The 23,282-nt window shown below is 68.0% G+C and carries 19 protein-coding genes and 1 pseudogene; 6 read left to right on the top strand and 14 right to left on the bottom strand.

From position 1 onward, the window contains the following. Positions 1-135: 135 nt before the first annotated feature. Positions 136-474, bottom strand: a complete 339-nt coding sequence (locus AC06FA_RS09135; protein WP_478068018.1) for a Rieske (2Fe-2S) protein — start codon at positions 472-474, stop codon at positions 136-138. Positions 475-651: 177 nt separating this feature from the next. On the opposite strand from AC06FA_RS09135, the gene AC06FA_RS09130 reads away from it, so the two are divergent. The 4 genes from AC06FA_RS09130 to AC06FA_RS09115 all read left to right on the top strand — a co-directional run bounded on the left by AC06FA_RS09130 (position 652) and on the right by AC06FA_RS09115 (position 3,900). Then, positions 652-936: a hypothetical protein gene (locus AC06FA_RS09130; RefSeq protein WP_312706494.1), complete on the top strand. Its 285-nt coding sequence runs from the start codon at positions 652-654 to the stop codon at positions 934-936. A 70-nt stretch (positions 937-1,006) separates the two neighbouring features. Continuing rightward, a complete protein-coding gene (locus AC06FA_RS09125) occupies positions 1,007-1,723 on the top strand; it encodes a fumarylacetoacetate hydrolase family protein (protein WP_478068017.1) in 717 nt (238 codons plus the stop codon). A 53-nt stretch (positions 1,724-1,776) separates the two neighbouring features. After that, positions 1,777-2,181: a large-conductance mechanosensitive channel protein MscL gene (gene mscL / locus AC06FA_RS09120; RefSeq protein WP_478068016.1), complete on the top strand. Its 405-nt coding sequence runs from the start codon at positions 1,777-1,779 to the stop codon at positions 2,179-2,181. Between the two features lie 297 nt (positions 2,182-2,478). Further along, on the top strand, positions 2,479-3,900 hold the full coding sequence (locus AC06FA_RS09115) for a M28 family peptidase (RefSeq protein WP_478068015.1): 1,422 nt from the start codon (positions 2,479-2,481) through the stop codon (positions 3,898-3,900). Between the two features lie 153 nt (positions 3,901-4,053). Here AC06FA_RS09115 and AC06FA_RS09110 read toward each other — a convergent pair whose 3' ends face one another. From AC06FA_RS09110 to AC06FA_RS09065, 10 genes and pseudogenes are all read right to left on the bottom strand, one after another. Continuing rightward, the gene (locus AC06FA_RS09110) at positions 4,054-5,505 is read right to left on the bottom strand and encodes an alanine/glycine:cation symporter family protein (protein ID WP_478068014.1); all 1,452 of its coding nucleotides are present in this window, start codon (positions 5,503-5,505) and stop codon (positions 4,054-4,056) included. A gap of 10 nt (positions 5,506-5,515) precedes the next feature. Further along, entirely contained in the window at positions 5,516-6,502 is a 987-nt protein-coding gene (locus AC06FA_RS09105; RefSeq protein ID WP_478068013.1) for a hypothetical protein, read from the bottom strand. Between the two features lie 142 nt (positions 6,503-6,644). Beyond that, complete coding sequence (locus AC06FA_RS09100; RefSeq protein WP_478068012.1) at positions 6,645-7,487, bottom strand: TrmH family RNA methyltransferase; 843 nt, start codon at positions 7,485-7,487, stop codon at positions 6,645-6,647. Continuing rightward, positions 7,488-8,996: an alanine/glycine:cation symporter family protein gene (locus AC06FA_RS09095; RefSeq protein WP_478068011.1), complete on the bottom strand. Its 1,509-nt coding sequence runs from the start codon at positions 8,994-8,996 to the stop codon at positions 7,488-7,490. Positions 8,997-9,198: 202 nt separating this feature from the next. Next, positions 9,199-9,853, bottom strand: a pseudogene (locus AC06FA_RS09090) (GNAT family N-acetyltransferase). Continuing rightward, positions 9,846-12,971: an efflux RND transporter permease subunit gene (locus tag AC06FA_RS09085; RefSeq protein WP_312706485.1), complete on the bottom strand. Its 3,126-nt coding sequence runs from the start codon at positions 12,969-12,971 to the stop codon at positions 9,846-9,848. Before AC06FA_RS09085 ends, AC06FA_RS09090 begins: the two are co-directional and overlap by 8 nt. After that, complete coding sequence (locus tag AC06FA_RS09080) at positions 12,968-14,074, bottom strand: efflux RND transporter periplasmic adaptor subunit (RefSeq protein ID WP_478068010.1); 1,107 nt, start codon at positions 14,072-14,074, stop codon at positions 12,968-12,970. Before AC06FA_RS09080 ends, AC06FA_RS09085 begins: the two co-directional genes overlap by 4 nt. 300 nt (positions 14,075-14,374) lie before the next feature. Next, positions 14,375-16,441: a TonB-dependent copper receptor gene (locus tag AC06FA_RS09075; protein WP_478068009.1), complete on the bottom strand. Its 2,067-nt coding sequence runs from the start codon at positions 16,439-16,441 to the stop codon at positions 14,375-14,377. Positions 16,442-16,513: 72 nt separating this feature from the next. Beyond that, a complete protein-coding gene (locus AC06FA_RS09070) occupies positions 16,514-16,951 on the bottom strand; it encodes a DUF2946 family protein (protein WP_478068008.1) in 438 nt (145 codons plus the stop codon). A 565-nt stretch (positions 16,952-17,516) separates the two neighbouring features. Next, positions 17,517-18,524, bottom strand: a complete 1,008-nt coding sequence (locus AC06FA_RS09065) for a zinc-binding alcohol dehydrogenase family protein (RefSeq protein ID WP_478068007.1) — start codon at positions 18,522-18,524, stop codon at positions 17,517-17,519. Between the two features lie 90 nt (positions 18,525-18,614). Between AC06FA_RS09065 and AC06FA_RS09060 the strand changes: the two genes are divergently transcribed. Both AC06FA_RS09060 and leuE read left to right on the top strand, forming a co-directional pair. Continuing rightward, positions 18,615-19,595, top strand: a complete 981-nt coding sequence (locus tag AC06FA_RS09060; RefSeq protein WP_478068006.1) for a LysR family transcriptional regulator — start codon at positions 18,615-18,617, stop codon at positions 19,593-19,595. 8 nt (positions 19,596-19,603) lie between these two features. Next, on the top strand, positions 19,604-20,233 hold the full coding sequence (gene leuE / locus AC06FA_RS09055) for a leucine efflux protein LeuE (protein WP_478068099.1): 630 nt from the start codon (positions 19,604-19,606) through the stop codon (positions 20,231-20,233). A 143-nt stretch (positions 20,234-20,376) separates the two neighbouring features. Here leuE and AC06FA_RS09050 read toward each other — a convergent pair whose 3' ends face one another. From AC06FA_RS09050 to AC06FA_RS09040, 3 genes are all read right to left on the bottom strand, one after another. Then, positions 20,377-21,033, bottom strand: coding sequence for a suppressor of fused domain protein (locus tag AC06FA_RS09050; RefSeq protein ID WP_478068005.1), 657 nt, complete (start codon positions 21,031-21,033; stop codon positions 20,377-20,379). Between the two features lie 67 nt (positions 21,034-21,100). Next, positions 21,101-22,096, bottom strand: a complete 996-nt coding sequence (locus AC06FA_RS09045) for an aldo/keto reductase (protein WP_478068098.1) — start codon at positions 22,094-22,096, stop codon at positions 21,101-21,103. A gap of 36 nt (positions 22,097-22,132) precedes the next feature. Continuing rightward, positions 22,133-23,200 carry an aldo/keto reductase gene (locus AC06FA_RS09040; RefSeq protein ID WP_478068004.1) on the bottom strand — a complete coding sequence of 356 codons (1,068 nt, stop codon included), beginning with the start codon at positions 23,198-23,200 and terminating at the stop codon, positions 22,133-22,135. Positions 23,201-23,282 lie beyond the last annotated feature (82 nt).

Genomic DNA, 23,282 nt, shown 5'->3' with positions numbered 1-23,282 from the left:
GTCAGAGCCGTTCTCCTGCGGAAAACGGATCCGACCCCGGACGTGAGGTCGCACCCGGCTCTGGTAGGTGTCGACCTTGGTCGACACGGCTTTTGTAGAGTCGAGCCATGCTCGACTGCTCCCGGCCCGATGGGGTCAGGCCAGGTAGACCTGCCCGTCGCGCACATCCACTGGCACCGCGCGCAGGCGGTCGCCCTTGCATGGGCCGGCCACGCAGTCGCCGCTGTCCAGCGCGAACGAGGCGCCGTGCGCGGCGCACACCAGGTGGCCCTCGCGGCTTTTCAGGAACTGCCCCGGCGCCCAGTCCAGGCGGCGGCCGGCATGCGGGCAGATGTTCAGGAAGGCGCGCACGTCATTGCCGTCGCGGTACAACACCACCGATTCGGCATCGCCATCCACCAGCGCTTCGACCTCGGCGAACGCCCCGTCGGCAAGGGCATCCAGAGCAATGAGGGCGACGGTGGTGGTGGTCATGGCGAAGGCTCCGACGTAAAGCGCCATTCTCGCACGCGCGCTCAGGTCGCTGGCTCTCACATGAACACAAGTCATTGATTGGTAATAAGCCAAGGCTATATTTAACGACTTTTTCACTCAATGACAGTGGCGCCTCCGGATACTGGCACTTCGCTGATTTCAGCCTATCGAGCCGCCATGTTTACTCGCGCATCCGCCATCCACCAGTTCCGTACCCTGTTCGCGCCGCGCAAGCCGCGTAACCCGCTGGTACGCATCGCCGTGGGCCTGCTGGGCTTGGCCATCCTGGCCGCCATGGTGTTCGTGGGCGTGTTCGTGGGCGCTGCGATGATCCTGATCGGCCTGGCGTGGAAGCTGTTGGCCTCGCGCAAGCCGGCCAGCGTCGGCCGTGCCGCTGACCCCAACGTGGTGGAAGGCGAGTACCGCGTGGTGCGCAAATCGGCGCTGTCGTCGCCGCGTTGAAGGCACGCACCCGCTGACGGCGGGCCGCGTTAGGTTCTAGACTGCGGGCACGCCCTTCCTGGATGTCCGCATGTCCGATGTTTCCGATGTGATTGCCGCTCCCGCCGTGCCCCGCGTTCCCGTGGTGGGCGGTGGCAGCTTCCCCGTGCACCGCGTGTACTGCGTGGGCCGCAACTTTGCAGACCACGCGCGTGAAATGGGCGCGGCTGTGCCGGCCGCCGACGATCGCGGTCGGCCGATGTTCTTCACCAAGCCGGCCGATGCCATCGTGGTCGGCCACGACGATGTGATTCCCTACCCGCCCGCCACCGCCAACCTGCACCACGAAGTGGAGCTGGTGGTGGCGATCGGCCGCGATGCGCCGGCCGGTGAGCTGGCCGTGGCCGATGCCGAAGCACTGGTGTACGGCTATGCCGTGGGCCTGGACCTGACCCGCCGCGACCTGCAGGCCGCCGCCAAGGAAAAGGGCCACCCGTGGGATTCGGCCAAAGGCTTTGATGCCTCCGCGCCGATCAGCGAGATCGTGCATGCCGGCGAAGTGGGTGATCTGGCCGCACTGAATCTTTCGCTGGAAGTGAACGGCGAAGTACGCCAGCAATCGCTGCTGGACCAGATGATCTGGAACGTGCCGGAAATCCTGCATGAACTGTCCAAGCTGTGGCAGCTGCGCGCCGGCGACCTGGTGTTCATGGGCACGCCGTCGGGCGTGGCCGCACTGAAGCCGGGCGATCGTTTCAGCGCACGCCTGGAAAACGTGGCCGAGCGCCACGGCGTCATCGCTGGCTGACATCTGCTGCGTTACCCTGCGCCTGTCCCCTCGCCCTCTGGAGAAGAACAACAATGGGAATGCTTACCGAGTTCAAGGAATTCGCGATGCGCGGCAACGTCATCGACCTCGCCGTGGGCGTGGTGATTGGCGCAGCCTTCGGCAAGATCGTCACCGCGCTGGTGGAAAAGATCATCATGCCGCCGCTGGGCATGCTGATCGGCAAGGTGGATTTCTCTGACCTGGCCTGGGTGCTGTCACCGGCCAGCATCGGCCCGGATGGCAAGGAGATTCCGGCGGTGGTGATCGGCTACGGCGATTTCCTCAACACCCTGGTGCAGTTCGTCATCGTGGCCTTCGCCATCTTCCTGGTGATCAAGGTGATCAACCGCCTGTCGCGCAAGAAGGAAGCCGCCCCGGCCGCACCGAAGGAAGAAGTGGTGCTGCTGCGCGAGATCCGCGACAGCCTGAAGAAATAACGTGCCGGGCGCCGGTGGGCGCCCCGCTCGTCCGTAGAGTCGAGCCATGCTCGACTTCGCTCGTCCGTAGAGTCGAGCTTGCTCGACTGGCCTCTTCAAAGCAGTCGAGCAAGCTCGACTCTACGACAGCAGCCCATTCGCCCGCACGAGCGCCACACGAAAGCCCCGCCCCGGCGGGGCTTTCGCTTTGCCGCTCATGGCCGGAAAACAGCATTCAGCCCTGGCATGACCTCCCACCCATGCGCCGCACTGAACGACTGTTAAGCTCCAAGGCTGATTCCCTTCCCGGAGCTGTCCATGCGTCGCCGCGTTCTTGCCATCGCATCGTCCCTTGCCCTGTTGGCCGCGCCGGCCTTCGCGGCGCCCCGCACCACCACGCTCCCCCCCGCCTCGCTGGCCACCGCCGCGCAGCTGCGCGACCAGGCGCTGGCCGATGACACCGGCTGGAAGGTGGTCGAATCGCTGACGACTGAAATCGGCCCGCGCATTGCCGGCAGCGAGACCGACGCCCGCGCCGTGGCCTGGGCCGAAGCCAAGTTCAAGGCCCTGGGCTTTGACAAGGTCTGGAAGGAACCGGTGACCTTCCCCAAGTGGGAACGCCGCAGTGAACACGCCGCGGTAACCGGCAAGAACCCGCAGCCGCTGCAGATCACCGCACTGGGGGGCAGCCCGGGCGGTACCGTGGAAGCCGAAGTGGTGCGCTTTGCCGACCTGGCCGCGCTGCAGGCCGCCCCGGCCGGATCGCTGAAGGGCAAGATCGCCTTCGTCGACTACCAGATGCTGCCGTTCCGCGATGGTCGTGACTACGGCCGCGGCGGTGCGATCCGCAGCAAGGGCCCGTCCGAGGCCATCCGCAAGGGCGCGGTCGGTTTCCTGATGCGTTCGGCGGGCACCGATTCGCACCGCGTGCCGCACACCGGCATCACCCGCTTCGACGACGGCCTGACCCCGGTGCCGTCGGCCGCGCTGTCGGTGCCCGATGCCGACCAGCTGGCACGCCTGCTGGCCCGTGGCAGCACCACGGTGAAGGTGGCGCTGGATTGCGGCTGGGATGGCACGGCCACCTCGTACAACGTGATCGGTGAAATCACCGGGCGCACCCTGCCCAAGGAAGTGGTGGTGATCGGCGGGCATCTGGATTCATGGGATCTGGGCACTGGTGCGGTGGATGACGGTGCCGGCGTGGGCATCACCATGGCCGCTGGCCATCTGATCGGCCAGTTGAAGCAGGCGCCGAAGCGCACGATCCGGGTGATCGCGTTCGCCAACGAGGAACAGGGCCTGTACGGCGGCAAGGCCTACGCCGAAGCACATGCCAAGGACGTGGCCCTGCACCAGCTGGCCGCCGAGAGCGACTTCGGTGCTGGGCGCATCTACGCCTTCAACACCGGTTCGCCGAACCCGGAAGGTTCGCGCGAAGCGACCCAGCAGATTGCCGAAGTGATGAAGCCGCTGGGCATCGAGTACCAGGCCGACAAGGGCGGCCCGGGCCCGGACGTGGGCCCGCTGGCGGCCAAGGGCGGTGCGTGGGCGTGGCTGGCGCAGGATGGGTCGGACTACTTCCACCTGCACCACACCGCCGACGATACGCTGGACAAGATCGACCCGAAGGCGCTGGCGCAGAACGTGGCCGCGTACACCGTGTTTGCTTACCTGGCCGCCGAAGCCGATGGCAGCTTCGGCAGTGAAGCCAAGGCGACGGTTCCGCCGAACGAATGATGCGGTAGCGCCGCGGCAACAGCGGTGCGAACCAAGGTTCGCACCCACCAGGCAAGAGCAGCAGCCCTACGGTAGCGCCGGGCCATGCCCGGCGATCGCCCCGGCAACAGCCGTGCGAACCAAGGTTCGCACCTACCAGGCGATTGCTTGGGATCAGCCGTCCCAGACCCGCGTGTTGCGCACGCCGATCTTCTGCGGGTTGAACAACGGGTCCGTCTGGTTGCGCTTCTGCTGCTCGTAGTCGCGCAGCGCGGCCAGTGCGGGCTTCTGCAGCAGCACGATGGCGATGATGTTCAACCAGCTCATCATGCCCACGCCGATATCGCCCAGCGACCAGGCCACGGTGGCGCTGTTCATGGCCGAATAGCCGGTGGCGGCCAGGAACAGCAGCTGGAACACCACCATCACCCCGCCACTTGGCCGATCGCGGCACAGGTAGCTGACGTTGGTTTCGGCCATGTAATACAGCGCCAGGATGGTGGTGAACGCGAACGGCAGGATCGCCAGCGCCACGAACGAGCGGCCGAAGCCCGGCAGCGCCGATTCCACCGCGTGCTGCACGAAGCGCGGCCCGGCCTCGACGCCCGGCAGATTGCCCAGCAGCAACCGCGCCTCATCTGGAATGCCGTTCACCGCCGGGTCGTACACGTTGTACAGACCGGTGGACAGGATCAGGAACGCCGTAGCGCTGCACACCACCAGGGTGTCGATGTACACCGAGAAGGACTGCACCAGGCCCTGCTTCACCGGGTGCGACACCTCCGCGGCGGCGGCTGGATGCGCGCCACTGCCCATGCCCGCTTCGTTGGACAGCACACCGCGGCGCACGCCCCACTGGATGGCCGTGCCGATCATCGCGCCGAAGGCCGCATCCACCCCGAACGCGCTGCGCACCACCAGCAGGATGACCTCGGGCAGCTTGTCCGCGTTGATGACCATGACCACGGCGGTCACGCCCAGATAGGCCACGGCCATGATCGGCACCACCCATTCGGCCACGCGCGCGATGCGGCGCACGCCGCCGACCAGGATCGCCCCCAGCACCACCAGCAGCACCGCCGTGGTGGTCACCACCGGCACATCCCAGGCCTCGTTCACCGCGCTGGTGATCGCATTGGACTGGGTACCGGCCAGCATGGCGCCGGCCATCACCGTGACCACCGCGAACAGCACCGCGTACCAGCGCTGGCCCAGGCCCTTTTCGATGTAATACGCCGGCCCACCACGGTACTGGCCCTTGCCGTCACGATCCTTGTAGATCTGCGCCAGGGTGGATTCGATGAAGGCGCTGGAGGCACCCAGGAACGCCACGATCCACATCCAGAAGATGGCGCCCGGCCCACCGAAGGCGATGGCCATGGCCACGCCGGCGATGTTGCCCACGCCCACCCGGCTGGACAGCGACAGCGACAACGCCTGGAACGGCGATACGCCGGCCTCGGAACGTTCGTGGCGGAACATCAGGCGCAGCATGTCCGGCAGCGCGCGCAGCTGGATGAAGCGCGTGCGGATGCTGAAGTACAGCCCGGCCAGCAGGCACAGCACCACCAGCAGCGGGCTCCAGACCACGCCCAGCACGCTGTTCACAACGGATTCGACAGTCATGGCGCGCCCCTCAGAAGAACATGCCCAGGGCGACCTGGGGGCTGATGATGCGGCCGCTGTTGCGCCCGGCCACGGTCACTTCCACGCCAGCGATGAGCCCCAGCGAGGGGCTGAAGTGGTACTCCACGGCCGGTGCCACGGTGACGCTGCGACTGGCCGGGCGGCGTTCGTCGATCTGCCGGACCTGACCGTCGGCACCCGGTGCGAAGCCGGTGAGCCGCTGGCCCGATTCGCGGCTGGCGGCAACTTCCATGACCCCGACCCAGCGCGAGTTGAAGCTGTACTCGGCCCCCATCGACAGGCCCAGCACGGACCCGCGTGCGATGTTCCCCTGGAAGCCACGCTCGGTGCCGTACACGCTGGCCCCGGAAAGGGCGGTGCGCGACGGCGCAGGGCCGGCACTGAACTGCGCGCGCCAGCGCAGCGGCCGACCGTTGGCCATCCATTCCACCTTCTGCATGCCCAGCGCCAGCGTGGTGCGCTGCACGCCATCGCCCTGCGCATCCAGCGCATTGCCGGTGATGCGGTCGTGGCTGCCGGTACTGAAGCGCTGTACCAGCGCCACCGACACCGCCGGGGTGGTGCCGTCGGCGCTGGGCGCCTGCAGCAGATACTGCAGCCGTGCGGTGGTATCGCCGGCGCGGAAGCCGCTGCTGCGGGTGCTGCCCGATTCGGCGCGCGAGGCGCTCAGGTTGACCTGGCCGGTGACCCGTTCACTGAAGCCGTAGGCGATGGGCACCACCACGGCCCACGCGCCGCTGCGTTCATCGCTGCGGTGGCGATCGCCGCTGTCGTCGAAGAACGCGGTGCTGTCCACACGCACCAGATAGGGTTCGATGTACCAATGCCCCGCCGCCATGCCGGCGGAATTGGGGGTGATCAGCGGGCCGGTGAAGTTGACCCCTTCCAGGCTGTGTTCGTTGGCCGCGGCACTGGCGCTGTGCAACGCGCAGGCCAGCAGCAGGGCAACGGCGAGGGTACGACGCGGATGATGCATGACAGCCACTCCTGGACAACGTGGGTTGGACTTCCACCCTGCGTCGCCGGGAACGGCGGACCAATAAGGAAACTTTCAAAACATCATGCGTGCTTTAGGGTCAGAGCCCTTGCCTGCGGCACGGGATCTGACCCTGAAGCGGTCAACCGCGGCGGCTGGCCCACTGCGCCAGCAGTACCGCCGTGGCAGATGCGACATTGAGACTTTCCACCGCGCCGCTGCCCGGAATGGAGACCTGCTGGTCGCACAGGCTGGCCAGTTCGCGGTCCATGCCTTCGCCTTCGGCCCCCATCACGTACACCAGACGTGCCGGCAACGTCGCGCGGAACACGTCTTCGCCGCCGTCCACCAAGGTGGCGGCCAGGCCGAAGCCGGCCGCACGCAGCTGCGCCATGGCCTGCGCATCGTCGGGCAGCTGCACCAGCGGCACCGCTTCGGCACCGCCTTCGGCCACGCGCGCGGCGGCACCGGACAGGGCCAGCGTGCTGCCGGCCGGCAGCAGCAGCGCCTTCACCCCGAAGTGCGCGGCCGAACGCAGGATCGCGCCCAGGTTGTGCGGATTGCCCACGCCATCGAGCCACAACGCCAGCGCGGGCCCATCGCCCACCTGCTGCAGCCACTGCGCCAGTTCCAGCGCAGGCGCGCGCAGCACATCGGCCACCACGCCTTCATGGTGGGTGGTGCCGGCCAGCTTGTTCAGATCGCCGTCTTCCACCACGCGGTAGCCCACGCGGTTGGCCACGCACCACTTCAGCAGCGGCTGCAGGCGCGGAATGCGCGCCTCCAGCAGGTACAGCTTGCGCAATGCCTGCGGGCGGGCTTCGAACGCGGCCAGCACGGCGTTCAGGCCGTACAGGCGCAGTTCGTCATTGCCACGCCCACCGGCGCCTGCACCACCGCCACTGCCCTGCCCTTCCGGGCGCGGCAACGGTGTGGCGCGCGGCGGACGGGCGGACGGGCGGCGGTTGTTCCAGGGGTTGTTCACTTACACGGTCTCCTGCTTGCGCTGGCGCCAGAACTCGGCGTTCTTGATCCCCAGTGCATCGGGATCGAACACCGGGTCCAGGCCCAGCTTCTTCTGTCGTTCGTAGTCACGCAGGGCCAGCATGGCCGGCTTCTGGATGATGAGGATGGCGATGATGTTCAGCCAGGCCATCAGGCCCACGCCGATGTCACCCAGCGCCCAGGCCAGGGTGGCGTTGTGGAAGGCACCGAACACGACCATGGCCAGGATGCCCAGGCGCAGCACCAGCACGGTGAGCGGGCGCTTCTTGTTGTGGTTCACATAGCTGAGGTTGGTCTCGGCCATGTAGTAGTACGCCATGATGGTGGTGAAGGCGAAGAAGAAGATGGCGATGGACACGAACGCCGAACCCCAGCCCGGCAACACCGCTTCCACGCCCGCCTGTGCATAGCCGGCGCCTTCGGGAATGCCGGCCAGGCCCTGGAAGATCGGGGCGGCGCCTTCCACCGGCGAATAGACGTTGTAGGTGCCGCTGGCCAGGATCAGGAAGGCGGTGGCGGTGCACACCATCATGGTGTCGAAGTAGATGGCGAAGGCCTGCACATAGCCCTGCTTGGCCGGGTGCGAGACTTCCGAGGCCGCCGCGGCGTGCGGGCCCGAACCCTGGCCGGCTTCGTTGGCGTAGATGCCGCGCTTGATGCCCCATTCGATGGCCAGGCCCATCATGGCGCCGAACGCCGCGTGGGTGCCGAAGGCGCTGTCGAAGATGATGCCGAACATTTCCGGCACGCGGTCGGCGTTGATGATCATGATGACGATGGCCATCAGGATGAAGCCGGCGGCCATGAACGGCACCACCACTTCGGCGAAGTTGGCGATGCGCTTGACGCCACCGAAGATGACCACGCCCAGCAGCAGGGCGACCACGATGCCGATGACCAGCTTCAGCGCCTGCACCTGGTCCATGCCGAAGGCCTGGCCATCCAGCGGGCCGCACAGCGCGGTGCCGCGGCAGGCGTTGATGACGCTGTCAGCGATGGCATTGGCCTGCACGCCCGGCATCAGGAAGCCGGCGGCGATGATCGTGGCGAAGGCGAAGGCCAGCGCATACCACTTCAGGCCCATCGCCTTTTCGATGTAGTAGGCCGGGCCACCACGGTAGCGGCCTTCGGCATCCTTGGTCTTGTAGATCTGCGCCAGGGTGCATTCCACGTACGAGGTGGACGCGCCGAGGAAGCCCATCACCCACATCCAGAAGATCGCGCCGGGGCCGCCGAAGGCGATGGCGGTGGCCACGCCGGCGATGTTGCCGATGCCCATGCGGCCGGCCATGGACATGGCCAGGGCCTGGAACGAGGACACGCCGGCGTCGGACTTCTCGCCCTTCACGGTCAGGCGGCACATCTCGAAGAAGCCGCGCAGCTGCATGAAGCGCGTGCGCAGGCTGAAAAACAGGCCGGCGCCCAGGCACACCACGATCAGTGCCTTGCTCCAGATGATGCTGTTGATGAAATGTACGGTTGCTTCCACGCGCGCTCTCTCCAGTCGGCGGGTTGGGGGACGTCCCGTCGGCTGGAAGGGACGGCACCGATTCTCCCTGATCGAAGGTCGCTGCGGTAGAGTCGACTGTTAGTCGACTGCTCTCCGATGAACTGCGGCAAATCCCGCGCTGCGCGCGGAAGTCGACTGACAGTCGACTCTACCCCCGTTCTGGGATCTGACCCCTGGCTGTTCAGGGCAGCTGGGTGCGCACCCGGGCAAAGCGGCGCAGATCGTGCAACTGGCCGCGCTTGTACACCGCGCAGCGGGCCGTGCCCTCTTCGCTGAAGCCGTTGGCCAGCAACACCCGGGCCGAGCCTTCGTTGAAATCCAGGACCTCGGCCTGCAGCCTGAACAGGCGCAGCTCGTCCATCACCCAGGGCGCGAACAGGGCGACCACGCGGGTCATCACGCCCTGCCCCCCAATGCGCCCGGCCCAGCCAATACCCCAGCTCGGCGCTGTGTCCGCGCTCGGCCGTGCCGGGCTGGGCGCCGATGCTGCCGCAGGCGTGGCCGTCGATCTCGATGGCCAGGTTCAGCGTGCTGGCCGCCAGCACGCGGCCAGCCAGGAAGGCCTGGCCGTCGTCGCGGGTGTACGGGTACGGGAAGCGATCGCGCAGGCCGCGCGATACCTCGGGGTCGTTGGCGTGCTGCAGGAGCGATTCGAGGTCGTCGGCGTGCCAGGGGCGCAGCCGGAAGCCCTGGCCCTGCAGGTTGGGGGTCAGAGCCCTTTCGCCCTGGGAAAGGGATCCGACCCCGCTGGCGGACGGGGTTGGGGTCAGAGCCCTTTCCCGTTGGGAAAGGGATCCGACCCCGTCAGGCACCCCGTCGGCGTGCCGGTCAGGCATGGCCGCCGACCGAGGGCGATTCGGCTTCCTGCTTTTCCAGTTCGCGCTTCACCGCTTCGGGCGAACGGGTGTACGGGGCCAGGCGCGCGTAGAACGCCGGCACCACGAACAGCGACAGGAAGGTGGACAGGGTGACGCCGAAGATGATCACGATGCCGATGGTGCCACGGCTGGCCGAACCGGGGCCACCGGCCACCACCAGCGGAATGGCGCCGACCACCGTGGCGATCGAGGTCATCAGGATCGGGCGCAGGCGCACCATCGCCGATTCGATGATGGCTTCGCGCACGGTGCGCCCGTCATCGCGCAGCTGGTTGGCGAATTCAACGATCAGGATGCCGTTCTTCGCGGCCAGGCCGACCAGCATGACGATGCCGATCTGACTGAACAGGTTCACCGTGCCGCCGCTCACCCACAGGCCGACCAGCGCGCCGAGCACGCCCAGCGGCACGGTCAGCATGATGGTGAGCGGGTGGATGAAGCTTTCAAACTGCGCGGCCAGCACCAGGTAGACCACCAGCAGGGCCATGGCGAAGGTCAGCAGCACCGCACCACCGGCGCTCTGGTATTCGCGCGATTCGCCCTTCCAGTTGATCTGCGCGTACTGCGGCAGTTCCTCGCGGCTGACCTGCTGGGCCCAGGCAATCGCTTCGCCCAGCGGGTAGCCCGGCGCCAGGCCGGCGCTGATGGTGATCGAGCGCAGGCGGTTGAAGCGGTTCAGGGTGCCCGCCTCGGCCACTTCGCTCAGCGTGACCAGGTTGGACAACGGCACCAGTTCGCCGGAGTTGGCGCGCACGCGGATCGCGGCCAGGTCGGCCGGGCTGGCGCGGCCATCGCGGCCGGCCTGTACCAGCACGTCGTACTCTTCGCCGTTGTCGACGAAGGTGGTGACGCGGCGCGAACCCATCATGGTTTCCAGCGCCGAACCAATCGCGGTGACCGGCACGCCGAGGTCGGCCGCACGCTGGCGGTCGATGTTGACCCGCATCTGCGGGCGCGTTTCCTTGTAGTCCGAATCGGGGCCGACCAGGCCCGGGTTGTCGGCCATGCGCAGCAGGATGCGGTCGCGCCACTGGGCGATTTCCGCGTACTCCGGCCCGCCCAGCACGATCTGGAACGGCTGCCCGCCACTGCGCACCAGGCCACCACCGACCTGGGTGCGCACGCGCACGCCACGCAGGGTGTCCAGTTCCTTCTGCAGTTCGTTGGCCACGTCCACGGTGTTTTCGCTGCGCTGGCGCCACGGCTGCAGGAACACGCTCACCCGGCCGGTGTGCATTTCCTCGCTGGCACCGAAGCCGCCGGGCACGCGCGGGTTGGCACGGGCGATGGTCTTGTCGGCGCCCACGTGCGGGGCCAGCAGCGCTTCCACCTGCTGCACCTGCTGCACGGTGTAGTCGTAGCCGGCGCCTTCGGGGCCATCGATCATGATCTGGAACGAACCGCGGTCTTCGGCCGGGGCCAGTTCGGAGGGCAGTATCTTCATCAGCCCCCAGGTAGCCAGCAGCGCAGCGGCCATCACCACCAGGTAGATCCAGGTGCGGTCGACGTGATGGTCCAGCACGCGACCATAGCCAGCGGCCAGGCGATCCAGGTTGCGGTTGATGAAACCATGCAGGCCGCGCGGTGCCTGCCCGGTATGCGGCTTCAGCAGCTTGGAGGCCATCATCGGGGTGAGCGTGAGTGCCACGAACGCCGACAGCGCCACCGCTGCGGCCAGCGCCACTGCCAGTTCGCGGAACAGGCGACCGGTGTTGCCTTCCAGGAAACCGACCGGCAGGAACACCGCCACCAGCACCGCAGTGGTGGCGATCACCGCGAAGGCCACCTGGGTGGTGCCGCGCTTGGACGCGACCAGCGGCGGTTCGCCCAGATCGATGCGGCGCTGCACGTTCTCCACCACCACGATCGCATCGTCCACCACCAGGCCGATGCACAGCACCAGCGCCAGCAGGGTAAGCAGGTTGATGGAGAAGTCGAAGGCGTACAGCGCGATGAACGCGGCCACCAGACACACCGGCACGGTGACCGCAGGAATCAATGCGGCGCGGAAGCTGCCCAGGAACAGCCAGATGACCGCCAGCACCAGCAGCATCGCTTCCACCAGCGTGGCGTAGACGCGGTCCACCGCCGCTTCAATGAAGGTGGTGTTGTCGAAGGTGACCACGATCTGCGTGCCTTCGGGCAGGGTGGCGGCCACCTTTTCAGCTTCAGCACGCGCGGCGCGGGCCACGTCCAGCGAGTTGGCGGTGGAGGTCTTGACGATGCCCAGGCCCACGCCCGGTTCGCCGTTGCTGCGGAAATAGGCACGGCGTTCGGCCGAGGCCAGTTCGATCTTGGCCACATCGCCCATGCGCACCACGTAGCCGTCGGCGCCCTTGCCCAGCGGAATGGTGGCGAAGTCTTCGGGTTTGACGTAGTTGCGCTCCACGCGCAGGGTGAAATCGCGGTCGGCCGATTCGATGCGGCCGGCCGGCAGTTCCACGTTCTCGTTGCGCAGGGCGGTTTCCACATCGCCGGTGGTCAGCCCACGCGCGGCCAACTGGTCGCGGTCCAGCCAGATGCGCATGGCATAGCGCTGGCGGCCACCGATGCGCACCTGGGCCACGCCGTCCAGGCTGGAAAAACGATCGACCACGTAGCGGTCGGCGTAATCGCTCAGTTCCAGCGTGTCCATGGTGGTGGAGGACATGTTGAACCAGATGATCGGGTCGGCATCGCTTTCCACCTTGGCGATTTCCGGCGGGCGTGCCTCTTCGGGCATGCGGTCGGCCACGCGGCTGACCGCATCGCGCACATCGTTGGCGGCTGCTTCGATATCGCGGTTGGAGGTGAACTCGATGCTGACCTGCGAACGCCCGTTGGTGCTGCGCGCGTTGATGGTATCGATGCCTTCGATGCCGGCCAGCGCGTCCTCCAGCACCTGGGTGATGCGGCTTTCAATGACCGCCGCCGAGGCGCCGGTGTAATCCACCGACACCGACACGATGGGCGGATCGATCGCCGGCAGTTCGCGCAGCGTCAGCCGGGTGAAGGACATGATGCCCAGCACCAGCAGCAGCAGGCTCATCACCACGGCAAATACCGGCCGCTGGATGGAGATATCCGAAAGCTTCATCCGCCCTGGCCCTCGGCGGCGGCCGGGGTGGCCTCAGCCGGCGGCTGCGCATCGTTGGCCGCGGCCGCGTTCGACGCGGCCACCTTCAACCCGGGGCGCAGCTTGCCGGTGCCATCGACCACGATGCGCTGCCCGGCCTGCAGGCCCTGGCGGATTTCCACCACGCCCGAGCGGCGCGCACCGATCACCACGTCGGCACGTTCCACCGTGTCATCGTTCTTCAGCCGGTATACGTAGGAATCGCGCCCGACCTGCACCACCGCGATTTCCGGCACCACCAGCGCCGGGCGCTCGGGGCGGAACAGGCGCACATCCAGCAGCATGCCGGGGCGCAGCGCATGGTCGGCGTTGCCGAAGTCGGCGCGCACGGTCACCGCACGGGTGGCCGGATCGATGCGCGCATCGATGGTGCTCACCTCGCCTTCGAAGGTGCGTCCGGGCCAGGCCACGCTGGTGGCGCTGACCTTGTCACCCGTGGACAGCGCGGCCAACTCCACTTCCGGCACCTGGAAATCGACGTGCATGCGCTCGATGTCGTCCAGGGTGGCGATCACCGTGGTGGGCGTGACCAGCGAGCCGGGGCTGACCTGGCGGATGCCCAGTACGCCGGCGAACGGTGCGCGCACGCGGCGGTCGCCGATTTCCGACTGCATTTCCGCCACACGCGCTTCGGCCGAATCGCGGATCGCTTTCTGCGTATCCAGCGTGGCACTGGACACCAGGCGCTGGGTCGCCAGTTCGCGCTGCCGCTTGTACAACTGATCGGCTTCGGCAAACGTGGCCTGCGCCTGACTCAACGCCGCCTGCTGCGCCTGGCCGCGCAGGGTCACGATCGGCGCGCCGGCCGCCACCTGCTGGCCGCTTTCAAAATGCACGCGATCGACGATCTCGCTGACCTTGGCGGTCACGCTGATCGATTCGCGTGCCTTGGCGGTGCCCAATGCCTGCAGCGTGTCATTCCACTGGGTGGGCTGCACCACCTGCGCGGTGACCGGTACGGCTTCGCCCTGCCGGCGTGCGGCAGCCTCCGGCTTGCCTGCACAGCCGGCCAGGAGGGCCAGGCCGAGGCCAAGGGCCAGCGGGGAAGCGATACGAGCCAACATGCACAGTCCTGATTGATCCACGGCCGCCGAGTGTAGGCACCCCCCCATGAAATCGGTATGTGCCAAGCGTTTACCGCCGTGAAACCGCTACTGCGATAGCGCCGGGAACCCGTTCCATGCAAGGCTCGGCGGCGCAATGTCGGCGTATGTCGGGATGTATCCAGTGCGCCCGCATGGGGTTATCCCGTCGTACAGTCGGAACTGCCGGGCAGAGGGCGCCAGGCAGGGGTCGGCCCTGGCGGGGTCCGACCCCGTTTCTTTTACCCGGTGCCTGGGTAGCGCCGGGCCATGCCCGGCGGATCAGTACCGGTAGTTCACCTTCATCCACAGGCTGCGCCCGGGTTCGTTGATGCGCACCGGATCGGCCGGGAAACCGAAGTCGGCGCTGCCGGCCAGGTTCAGGTGTTCGCTGTAGGCGCGGTCGAACAGGTTGTCCACGCCCGCGCTGACCTGCAGTTGCGGGCTGAAGCGGTACGCCGCATTGAGCGCGAAGGTGGCAAACCCTGCGCTGGGCGCAAGATCCTGCGCCACCACATTGCCCTGCCCGGCAGCGACCCGGTGCTGGGCGGCCACGGCCCGCAGCAACGCACCGGCACTCCAGCGCTGGCCCTGCCAGTCGGCGCTCAGGCGCGCTTCCAGTGGCGGCATCTGCGGCAACGGACGCTGCGCATCGCGGTTCTCGCCCCACGCATACGCCAGGGTACTGCCCAGCGACCACTGCGGGTCCAGTTGCAGTTTCAGCCCGGCTTCGGCGCCGGCGATGCGCGCGTCGATGTTGTCGGCCTGGCTGCTGCTGCCCATCATGCCGCCGCTGCGGTAGGTGAACAGGATGTAGTCTTGGATCTGCCCGGCGTAGGCCGACACCCAGGCCTGCACGCGCGGCCCGCTGTACTGCACGCCCACGTCGAGCTGGGTGGTGCGTTCGGGCTGGATGCCGGCGAAGGCATTCACGCTGCCGGCCGGGCCGGCATCGGGCGAGAACAGTTCCCAGTAATCCGGCATGCGCTCGCTGTGGCCCAGGCCCGCATAGGCGGTCAGGCCCTGGGCCAGATCCTGTTCGTAGCGCACGAAGCCGCTGCCCAGCCACTGCCGACGCTGCTGTCCCGCCGTCGGGTTGGGCATGCCCATCATCATCCCGCTGATCTGCGCACGCGTATCGCGCACCCGGGCGCGGTCGATGCGCAGCCCGCTGATCCAGCGCTGCGCAGTGTCCGCGCCCAGGGTCAGTTCACTGAACACGCCTTGCCGTTCGAAGTCGGCATCACGGTTCCAGGCCGCGTTCTGATAGGTGTTGCGACCCATGCCCACGCGGCCACGGTGGCGGCTGTCCTCGGCATCCACGCCGGCCACCAGCTGCACGTCCTGCCAGCGCCATTCGGAACTGATGCGCCCGCCCTGGGTGCGCCGATCGACATTGGAAGCCATCGGCATGGGCATGCTGCTGTCCGGGTTGGGCGTGCGCAGCGTGTAGTTGTCCATCACGTGGTCGGCTTCGTTGTAGTACACGTTGGCCTGCAGCGTGTCCCAGGCACCGGGCAGGTTGCGCTTCTCGAAGCGCGCACCGAAGGTGGTGCGTTCAAACGCCGCACCGTCCATGCCACGACCGGCATAGCGCGCGATGGCATCGCCAGCACCGGCGGATACTTCCAGCAGCGTATCGGCATCGGGCGTCCAGCCCAGCGCCACATCGCCGTTCCACTTGCGCCACTTCGAAGGCACGACATCGCCATGGCCGTCCTTGTAGTCGTCCGCCTCGGAACGGTTGCCACTGGCGCGCACGTAGCCAGTGGGATTGCCCAGGGTCAGGTCCAGCACCTGGTCGTTGCGGTTGCGCGAGCCGACCAGCGCACTGGCATCGGCGCGCACGCCGGGCTGGTCGAAGCGCGGCGTATCGCGCTCGAAACGGATGGTGCCGGCCGACGCACCCGCGCCCCAGCGCACGCTCTGCGGGCCCTTGATGATGGTCAATCGGTCGAAGCTTTCCGGCGCGATGTAGGACAGCGGATTGTCCATGCGCGAGGGGCACGCGCCGATCAGGTTGCCATCGTTGCTGAGGATGTTCAGGCGCGAACCGAACATGCCGCGCAGTACCGGGTCGCCATTGGTGCCGCCGTTGCGGATGGCGGAAAAGCCGGGAACGGTCTTCAGGTAATCGGCGCCATCGCTGGCCGGCACCGGCTGCCGCGGCAGCCGCGGGTCGGTCACCCAGTGCAGTGGCGAGGACGGCGCGGCGGCGGTCACCACCAGGGTATCGAGGGTGCGCGCTTCATCAGCAGGCGCGGCGTGTGCCAGCGAAGCGGCCACGGCAAGGCCGAGGGCAACCGGCAGGCGCGCGGACGCGCCCGCGGGGCGGGACAGGTTTTTCATGCAGACAACTCCAGGGTGCGCACGCGCGCACGGCACCCGGTCAGGCGTCGTGCGGCGGATTGAATGGGAAATTCAGCGGACGATGGAGCGCAGCGGTGGGCCCCGCGCGGCATGCGCGGGCCAGTGTTGCGGTGGCAGCGGCGGCAGCAGCGGGGCGAACAGCACACGCGGCCGCCACAGCAGCGGCACCAGCAGCAGCGCGACAGCCAGCCACGGCAGCAGGCGCATGGCCAGCACGCAGTACTCGCAGGCCTCGCCGTGCATGGCATGCGGATCGGCCGGCGGGGTAGACGGCCCTTGTGCATGCAACGCGCCGTGTTCTTCCGCCATGCTGCTGTGATGCATGTGGGCATGCATGGCCGGCGACATCTGATCCATCTGCGCATGCGCAGGAGCGTGATGCTCGGGCGCCTGCAGCGCACGGCTGACCAGCGGCGCAAGCACCATCAGCAGCGTTGCCACGAAGGCAAGCTGCAGCAGGAGGCGCTGCGGGCGGGACAGGCGGTTCACCGCGCTAGTGTAGAGCCCGCTCCAGGGTTGGCCGTGCGACGAACCGTCGCAGGTGTTTTTCGGCAGGGCTGCGCCCTGCACCCCTGTAGAGTCGAGCCATGCTCGACTGAAGCAACGTCAAAAGCGGCTATCCGTGGGTTGGCGGGGTGGGTCCGGTTGCGGGGGACGCCGTAAACCCGTCCATGGGGGCTTAGCCGCGCCATCCATGGCGCGGATACCCCCGCAACCGGACCCACCCCGCCTTCGACAGTTTTCTGCGATCTGTCGGAACGGCACGGGGTCGGATCCCGTTGCTTCGCAACGGGCTCTGACCCCGGTTCTGCTCTTGATCTTGCTCTTGATCTTGATCTTCTATTTTCTTTTCCGTGGCTGACCACACCCGGAATCTGTCAGAGGTCGGGCGGGTGGGTTGCGCGGGGGTGTCGGCCGCATGGATGCGGCTGACAAGCCTCCATGGACGGATTCACGGCGTCCCCCGCACAACCCACCCGCCCGGCCCAAGCGCATGACCCGCATTCCGCGACCGCCCCTCAGCCACGAGGGGCTCAGCCGTTGGCCGGAACCCTCACCAGCCTTCCAGCACGATCTTGCCCTTGGCACGGTGGCTTTCCAGCAGTGCATGCGCGCGGCGCAGGTTGGCCGCGTTGATGCGCCCGAAGTGCTCACCCAGCGTGGTCTGCAGCACGCCGGCGTCGACCAGCTCGGCCACCCGGTTCAGCAGATCGTGCTGCTTCTGCATGTCCGCCGTCTTGTACAGCGGCCGGGTGAACATCGATTCCCAGTGCAGCGACAGCGCCTTGCGCTTGAGTGCCATCACGTCCAGCTGGCCGGGATCATCGATCAGGCCCAGCTGGCCCTGCGGCGCGAGGATCTCGACGATCTGCGCATAGTGCTGGTCGGTGTGGGTCAGGCTGGCCACGTGTTCCACCTGGGCGATACCCAGCCGGGCCAGGCCTTCGGCCAGCGGCAGGCTGTGGTCGATCACGTGGTGGGCCCCCATGGCGTACACCCAGTCCTGGGTGTCGGGGCGCGAAGCGGTGCCGATCACCGTCAGCCTGGTCAGCTGCCGCGCCAGCTGCACCAGGATCGAGCCGACACCGCCAGCGGCGCCGATCACCAGCAGGGTCTGGCCCTCACCGCCCCCTTCGGCAATGCGCAGGCGGTCGAACAGCAGCTCCCAGGCGGTGATCGCGGTCAGCGGCAGGGCCGCCGCCGCCGCGTCGTCCAGGCGGGCCGGCTTGCGGCCGACGCTGCGCTCGTCCACCAGCTGGTATTCGGCGTTGCTGCCGGGCCGGTCGATCACCCCGGCGTAGTAGACCGCGTCGCCCGGCTGGAACAGCGTCACCTCGCTGCCCACCGCGTCGACAACGCCTACGGCGTCCCAGCCCAGCACGCGCGGGCTTTCCGTGGCCGCGCCGCGGCGGACCTTGGTATCCACCGGGTTCACGGCCACCGCGCGCACGGCCACCCGCAGGTCGCGCGGGCCGGGCTGCGGCAGGTCCAGGTCGATGTCGAGCAGGGCCTGCGGATCGTCGATGGGCAGGCCGGCGTGGGTATAGGCAATGGCGCGCATGAGGGGTCCAACGGGAGAAGGAGGGCACAGCGTGCGCCGCGCTGGCCGGGCGGAAAAGGCGCAGAATCAGTCAGCACTTTCACTCTGGCGATGAAAATGATCCGCTTCGACGACCTGCAGCTGTTCGTCCGCACCGCCGCGCTCGGCAGCTTCTCGCAGGCCGCGCGCGAAGCCGACCTGCTGCCCGGCCAGGTGGCCGCGGCGGTGGCACGGCTGGAACGCGAGCTGGACCTGCGCCTGTTCGTGCGCACCACCCGCAGCCTGCGCCTGACCGGCGAAGGTGCGCTGTACCTGCCCTATGCGCAGGAGGTGCTGACCACCCTGCGCGAGGGTCAGGCACGGGTACAGGGCGACGCGGCCGAACTGCACGGCACCCTGCAGCTGTCGGCGCCTTCGGATTTCGGCCGCAACCTGCTGCTGCCGTGGCTGGCCACCTTCCGCGCCGCACACCCGAAGCTGCGCCTGCACCTGCGGCTGTCCGACGAGGTGGCCGATGTGTTCCGCGACCCGGTGGACGTGGCGATCCGCCTGGGCCAGTTCGACGACGCCAGCTACGTCGCCCTGCCCCTGCTGGAGGGCAACCGCCGCGTGCTCGCCGCCTCACCCGCCTATCTGCAGCGGCGCGGGGTACCGGCGCGGCTGGAGGATCTGCGCGAACACGACTGCCTGGCCTATCAGCTGGGGGGACGCACCTACGATCGCTGGGCGTTCGAGGTCGAGGGACGGCGGGTGGTGCTGCCGGTGCGCGGCCCGCTGGTCTGCGACGATGCCGACGTGGTGCGGCGCTGGGCGGTCGCCGGTGAAGGCATCACCTACAAGTCGTGGCTGGACCTGCGCGAGGACGTGCTGCAAGGTCGCCTGCAGGTGCTGCTGGACGGTATTGGCAGCCACGTGCCGTTGCAGCTGGTCTGCCCGCACCGCAAGCAGTTCTCGCCGGCGGTGCGGCAGCTGCACGCGCAGCTGCGCCAGCACCTGCAACGGCTGCTGTCCGGGCTGCCCGGTGGCGAGAGCGGGCCCCTGTCCCCCACCGCGGCTCTGGCCGACAATAACGCCCCCCCGCAACAACAATGAGCCAAGCCATGCCGTGGATGGGCATCCAGGATCTGTGGACGTTCCTGCTCGCCGTACTGGTGTTCCTTGCCCTGCCCGGGCCCGGTACCTTCACCCTGCTCACGGCCACCGGCCGTGGCGGCGTGCGCGGCGGCTACACCGCGCTGGCCGGGCTGCTGGTAGGCGACCAGATCCTGATGTGGCTGGCCCTGGCCGGCGTGGCCGCCCTGCTGAAAGCCAATCCGCTGGTCTTCCACGCGGTGCAGTACCTGGGCGCGGCCTACCTGGTGTGGGTGGGCATCAGCCTGCTGCGCACACCGAAGTCCGAGGGCGGTGACGGCGGCCCGATCCGCATGCAGCCCGGCCGCTATTTCCAGCAGGCGATCCTGGTCAGCCTGCTCAATCCCAAGGCCATCCTGTTCTACATGGCCTTCCTGCCCTTGTTCATTGATCCGAAGGCGCACCACGGCATCGCCACGTTCGCGGCGCTGGCCGGCATCATCTTCGTGGTCAGCGTGGCCTACTGCTCGCTGCTGATCGGCGCAGGCAACCTGGCGCGGCGGCGGTTGATCCAGCACCCGCGGGTGAGTACGGCACTGCGCCGCGTGGCCGGCCTGTTCCTGGTCGGCTTCGGCATCCGCCTGGGGCTGAACGGGTGATACGGCCGCTGGCACGGCGTTCACCGAGAACGTTGATGCGTGGCAGGAAGATGGCTGCCACTGGCCGGGGATCGAACCACTGACAGTGCGGTAGAGTCGAGCTTGCTCGACTGATTTTCCGTGCCAGTCGAGCAAGCTCGACTCTACGGGATCAATGCGATTCCGCCACGCTGCGGGTCGACCACCGGCGCGGCGCCAGCCGCGGTCAGCTGCGCCAGCACCGTTTCAAAGTCGTGCTCGCGACCGAAGGCGTGCTCATCCAGGGTCAGCGGCAGCAGTTGCAGGAAATCGAAGCGACCGGAGGGCAGCTGCTGCGGACCGGGGAAATGCGGCGAGGGAATGAACACCATCGCCTGCAGTTCGCTGTCGGCACGGTCCACCGGCATGCCCAGCTTCAACCGGTGCCACGGCGCCAGCGGACCGCCCGGCATGCGCGAATGGCACAGCAGCAGCTGGTAGGCGGTGAACCAGCGCAGGGTGGTCAGTGCCCACGGCGCTTCGTCGCGCGTCTCCAGCAGCAGTTCGACACCAAAGCCCGAATCGCCGTCCTCGTGCGCACCTTCCCAGGCGTTGGACAGGCCCGAGCTGACATATACCCAGTGCCGGCGCTCGCCATGTGGGGGGCAGGCGAACACGCCCACGTGCAGCCAGCGCGGATCGATGTCCTCCTGCTGGAACACCCCGTGCAGCAGGTCCATGTCCAGCGGGTAGATGCCCGGACCGGTGTCGCCGAAGTGCTGCTTGTACAGGGTTTCTTCGCGGACTTCCCAGCTGCGCTCGAGCAGGGTGTCATCGTCCATGGCGGGCATCGTGCGTCCTTGGCGGTTGTGGGCGGGGCGGCAGGATAGCGCGACCCCGCCCCTCCCTTCAGCGGTCCACCGTGGCCAGCACGGCCTGTGGGTAACGTTCCCCGGCGGCCGCGTGCAGCGGGAACACGGCATCGAGCCGTGCCAGCACCGCTGCACTCAGTTGCACCTGCAGCGCGCCCAGGTTTTCCTGCAGGCGCGGCAGGCGCGTGGTGCCCGGGATCGGCAGCAGGTGCGGGCCCTGTGCCAGCACCCAGGCCAGGGCCAGCTGTGCCGGGGTGATCTGCAGCTCGGCGGCCAGCCCCTGCACCTGCGCCACCAGCGCCAGGTTGCGGGCGAAGTTGTCGCCCTGGAAGCGCGGCGAACTGCGGCGGTAGTCGTCGGCCTCGAAATCATCCGCGCTGCGGATGGCACCGGTCAGGAAGCCACGGCCCAGCGGCGAATACGGCACGAAGCCAATGCCCAGTTCGGCGGTGGTGGCCAGCACCCCGTTCTGCTCCGGCTCGCGCGACCACAGTGAGTACTCGCTCTGCACCGCCGTGATCGGGTGCACGGCGTGGGCGCGGCGGACCGTGGCTGCGGAGGCCTCGGACAAGCCCAGCCAACGCACTTTGCCCTGTTCCACCAGGCGCGCCATCGCGCCCACGGTGTCTTCGATCGGCACCGCCGGGTCGACGCGGTGCTGGTAGTACAGGTCGATGTGGTCCACGCCCAGCCGGCGCAGGCTGTCCTCGCAGGCGGCCTGCACGTATTCCGGGCGGCCGTCGATGCCGCGCGCCTGCGGGTTGCCGGGGTCCAGCTTCAGGCCGAACTTGCTGGCCAGGAACACCTCGTTGCGGCGCCCGGCGATGGCGCGGCCGAGCAGGCGTTCATTGCTGTGCGGGCCGTATACATCGGCGGTGTCGAGCAGCGTCACGCCACGGTCCAGCGCCTGCTGGATCAGGGCGATGGCCTCGTTTTCGCTGCTGCGCCCACCGTAGAAGGCGCTCATGCCCATGCAGCCCAGGCCCAGGGCGGACACGGTGGGGCCGGCGGGGCCGAGGGTGCGGGTGGTCATCGGTGCGGGGTTCATCGGCAAGTCTCCGGGGAAAGGTCAGGCGCGCGGCTGCAGGCGGGTGCCGCCGCTCATCAACATGCGTGGCAGTGGCATCTGCAGGAAGTCGTGCGGGAAGGACGGTGCAACGGCGCTGATCGCGTCCAGTCGTGCGATCACCTCGACCGGCAACTGCAGCTGCAGGGCGTCCAGGTTGTGCTCGAACTGGGCCAGGGTGCGGGCGCCGACAATGGGCAGGGCACCGGCTGCGGGGCGCTGCAACAGCCAGGCCAGGGCAACCTGGGCCGGGGAGTGCGACAGTTCCTGGGCGATCTGCCGGACTTCATCGGCGATCTGCAGCGAACGTGGGGTCAACGCACCGTTGATCAGGGCGACGTTGCGGCGTGAGCCACCCGCCGTGGCCTCCGGTGCGTCGGTCTGGGCCAGATCGGCGGCGCTGTACTTGCCGGTCAGCACGCCGCTGCCCAGCGGTGACCAGGCCACCACGCCCAGGCCCAGCGCCTGCGCCATCGGCAGCAATTCGTGTTCCACGCTGCGCTGGATCAGGCTGTATTCGATCTGCAGCGCTACCAGCGGCGCCCAGCCGCGCAAGTCGGCCAAGGTCTGCATGCGTGCGATCTGCCAGGCTGGCGTATCGGAAATGCCGGCGTACAGCACCTTGCCGCTGCGCACCAGATCGTCGAAGCCACGCATCACCTCGTCCACGCCGGTGGTGTCGTCCCAGGCGTGCAGGTACAGCACGTCCAGATAATCGGTACCGAGCCGGCGCAGGCTGTCCTCGACCGAGCGCAGCATGCTCTTGCGGTGGTTGCCGGCGTTGTTGGGATCGCCCGGCACGGTGGCCAGGGTGTATTTGCTGGCGATGACCAGACGGTCGCGCTGGCCCTTGGCGAAACGGCCGAGCAGGGTCTCGGCGCTGCCGTTGGTGTAGTTGTTCGCCGTATCGACGAAGTTGCCGCCACGTTCGACGTAGGCGTCGAAGATGCGGCGGGCCTCGGCTTCATCCGCGCCCCAGCCCCAGTCGGCGCCGAAGGTCATCGTGCCCAGGGCCATCGGGCTGACCCGCAGGCCGGAGCGGCCCAGCAGGCGGTAGTGGTCGAGCGACATGGCAGGTCTCCATCACGCAGGCGGTGCATCCGCCGGGGAAACCAGCTTCCTCCTGTCGATCATGTGGATAAACTGCGTTCAA

Source organism: Stenotrophomonas sp. Steno-C17, from assembly GCF_056393165.1.
Note: the sequence above shows the minus strand (reverse complement) of the source record. Positions and strands in the feature narration are given on the sequence as shown.

Bases quoted from the DNA above. Each gene is read 5' to 3' on its own strand.
- AC06FA_RS09050 (WP_478068005.1), bottom strand. From the start codon at position 21,033: ATGGACGATGACACCCTGCTCGAGCGCAGCTGGGAAGTCCGCGAAGAA.
- AC06FA_RS09085 (WP_312706485.1), bottom strand. From the start codon at position 12,971: ATGAAGCTTTCGGATATCTCCATCCAGCGGCCGGTATTTGCCGTGGTG.
- AC06FA_RS09045 (WP_478068098.1), bottom strand. From the start codon at position 22,096: ATGACCACCCGCACCCTCGGCCCCGCCGGCCCCACCGTGTCCGCCCTG.
- AC06FA_RS09075 (WP_478068009.1), bottom strand. From the start codon at position 16,441: ATGAAAAACCTGTCCCGCCCCGCGGGCGCGTCCGCGCGCCTGCCGGTT.
- AC06FA_RS09105 (WP_478068013.1), bottom strand. From the start codon at position 6,502: ATGCATCATCCGCGTCGTACCCTCGCCGTTGCCCTGCTGCTGGCCTGC.
- AC06FA_RS09130 (WP_312706494.1), top strand. From the start codon at position 652: ATGTTTACTCGCGCATCCGCCATCCACCAGTTCCGTACCCTGTTCGCG.
- AC06FA_RS09115 (WP_478068015.1), top strand. From the start codon at position 2,479: ATGCGTCGCCGCGTTCTTGCCATCGCATCGTCCCTTGCCCTGTTGGCC.
- AC06FA_RS09110 (WP_478068014.1), bottom strand. From the start codon at position 5,505: ATGACTGTCGAATCCGTTGTGAACAGCGTGCTGGGCGTGGTCTGGAGC.
- AC06FA_RS09080 (WP_478068010.1), bottom strand. From the start codon at position 14,074: ATGTTGGCTCGTATCGCTTCCCCGCTGGCCCTTGGCCTCGGCCTGGCC.
- AC06FA_RS09040 (WP_478068004.1), bottom strand. From the start codon at position 23,200: ATGTCGCTCGACCACTACCGCCTGCTGGGCCGCTCCGGCCTGCGGGTC.
- AC06FA_RS09060 (WP_478068006.1), top strand. From the start codon at position 18,615: ATGAAAATGATCCGCTTCGACGACCTGCAGCTGTTCGTCCGCACCGCC.
- AC06FA_RS09065 (WP_478068007.1), bottom strand. From the start codon at position 18,524: ATGCGCGCCATTGCCTATACCCACGCCGGCCTGCCCATCGACGATCCG.
- leuE (WP_478068099.1), top strand. From the start codon at position 19,604: ATGCCGTGGATGGGCATCCAGGATCTGTGGACGTTCCTGCTCGCCGTA.
- mscL (WP_478068016.1), top strand. From the start codon at position 1,777: ATGGGAATGCTTACCGAGTTCAAGGAATTCGCGATGCGCGGCAACGTC.
- AC06FA_RS09125 (WP_478068017.1), top strand. From the start codon at position 1,007: ATGTCCGATGTTTCCGATGTGATTGCCGCTCCCGCCGTGCCCCGCGTT.
- AC06FA_RS09135 (WP_478068018.1), bottom strand. From the start codon at position 474: ATGACCACCACCACCGTCGCCCTCATTGCTCTGGATGCCCTTGCCGAC.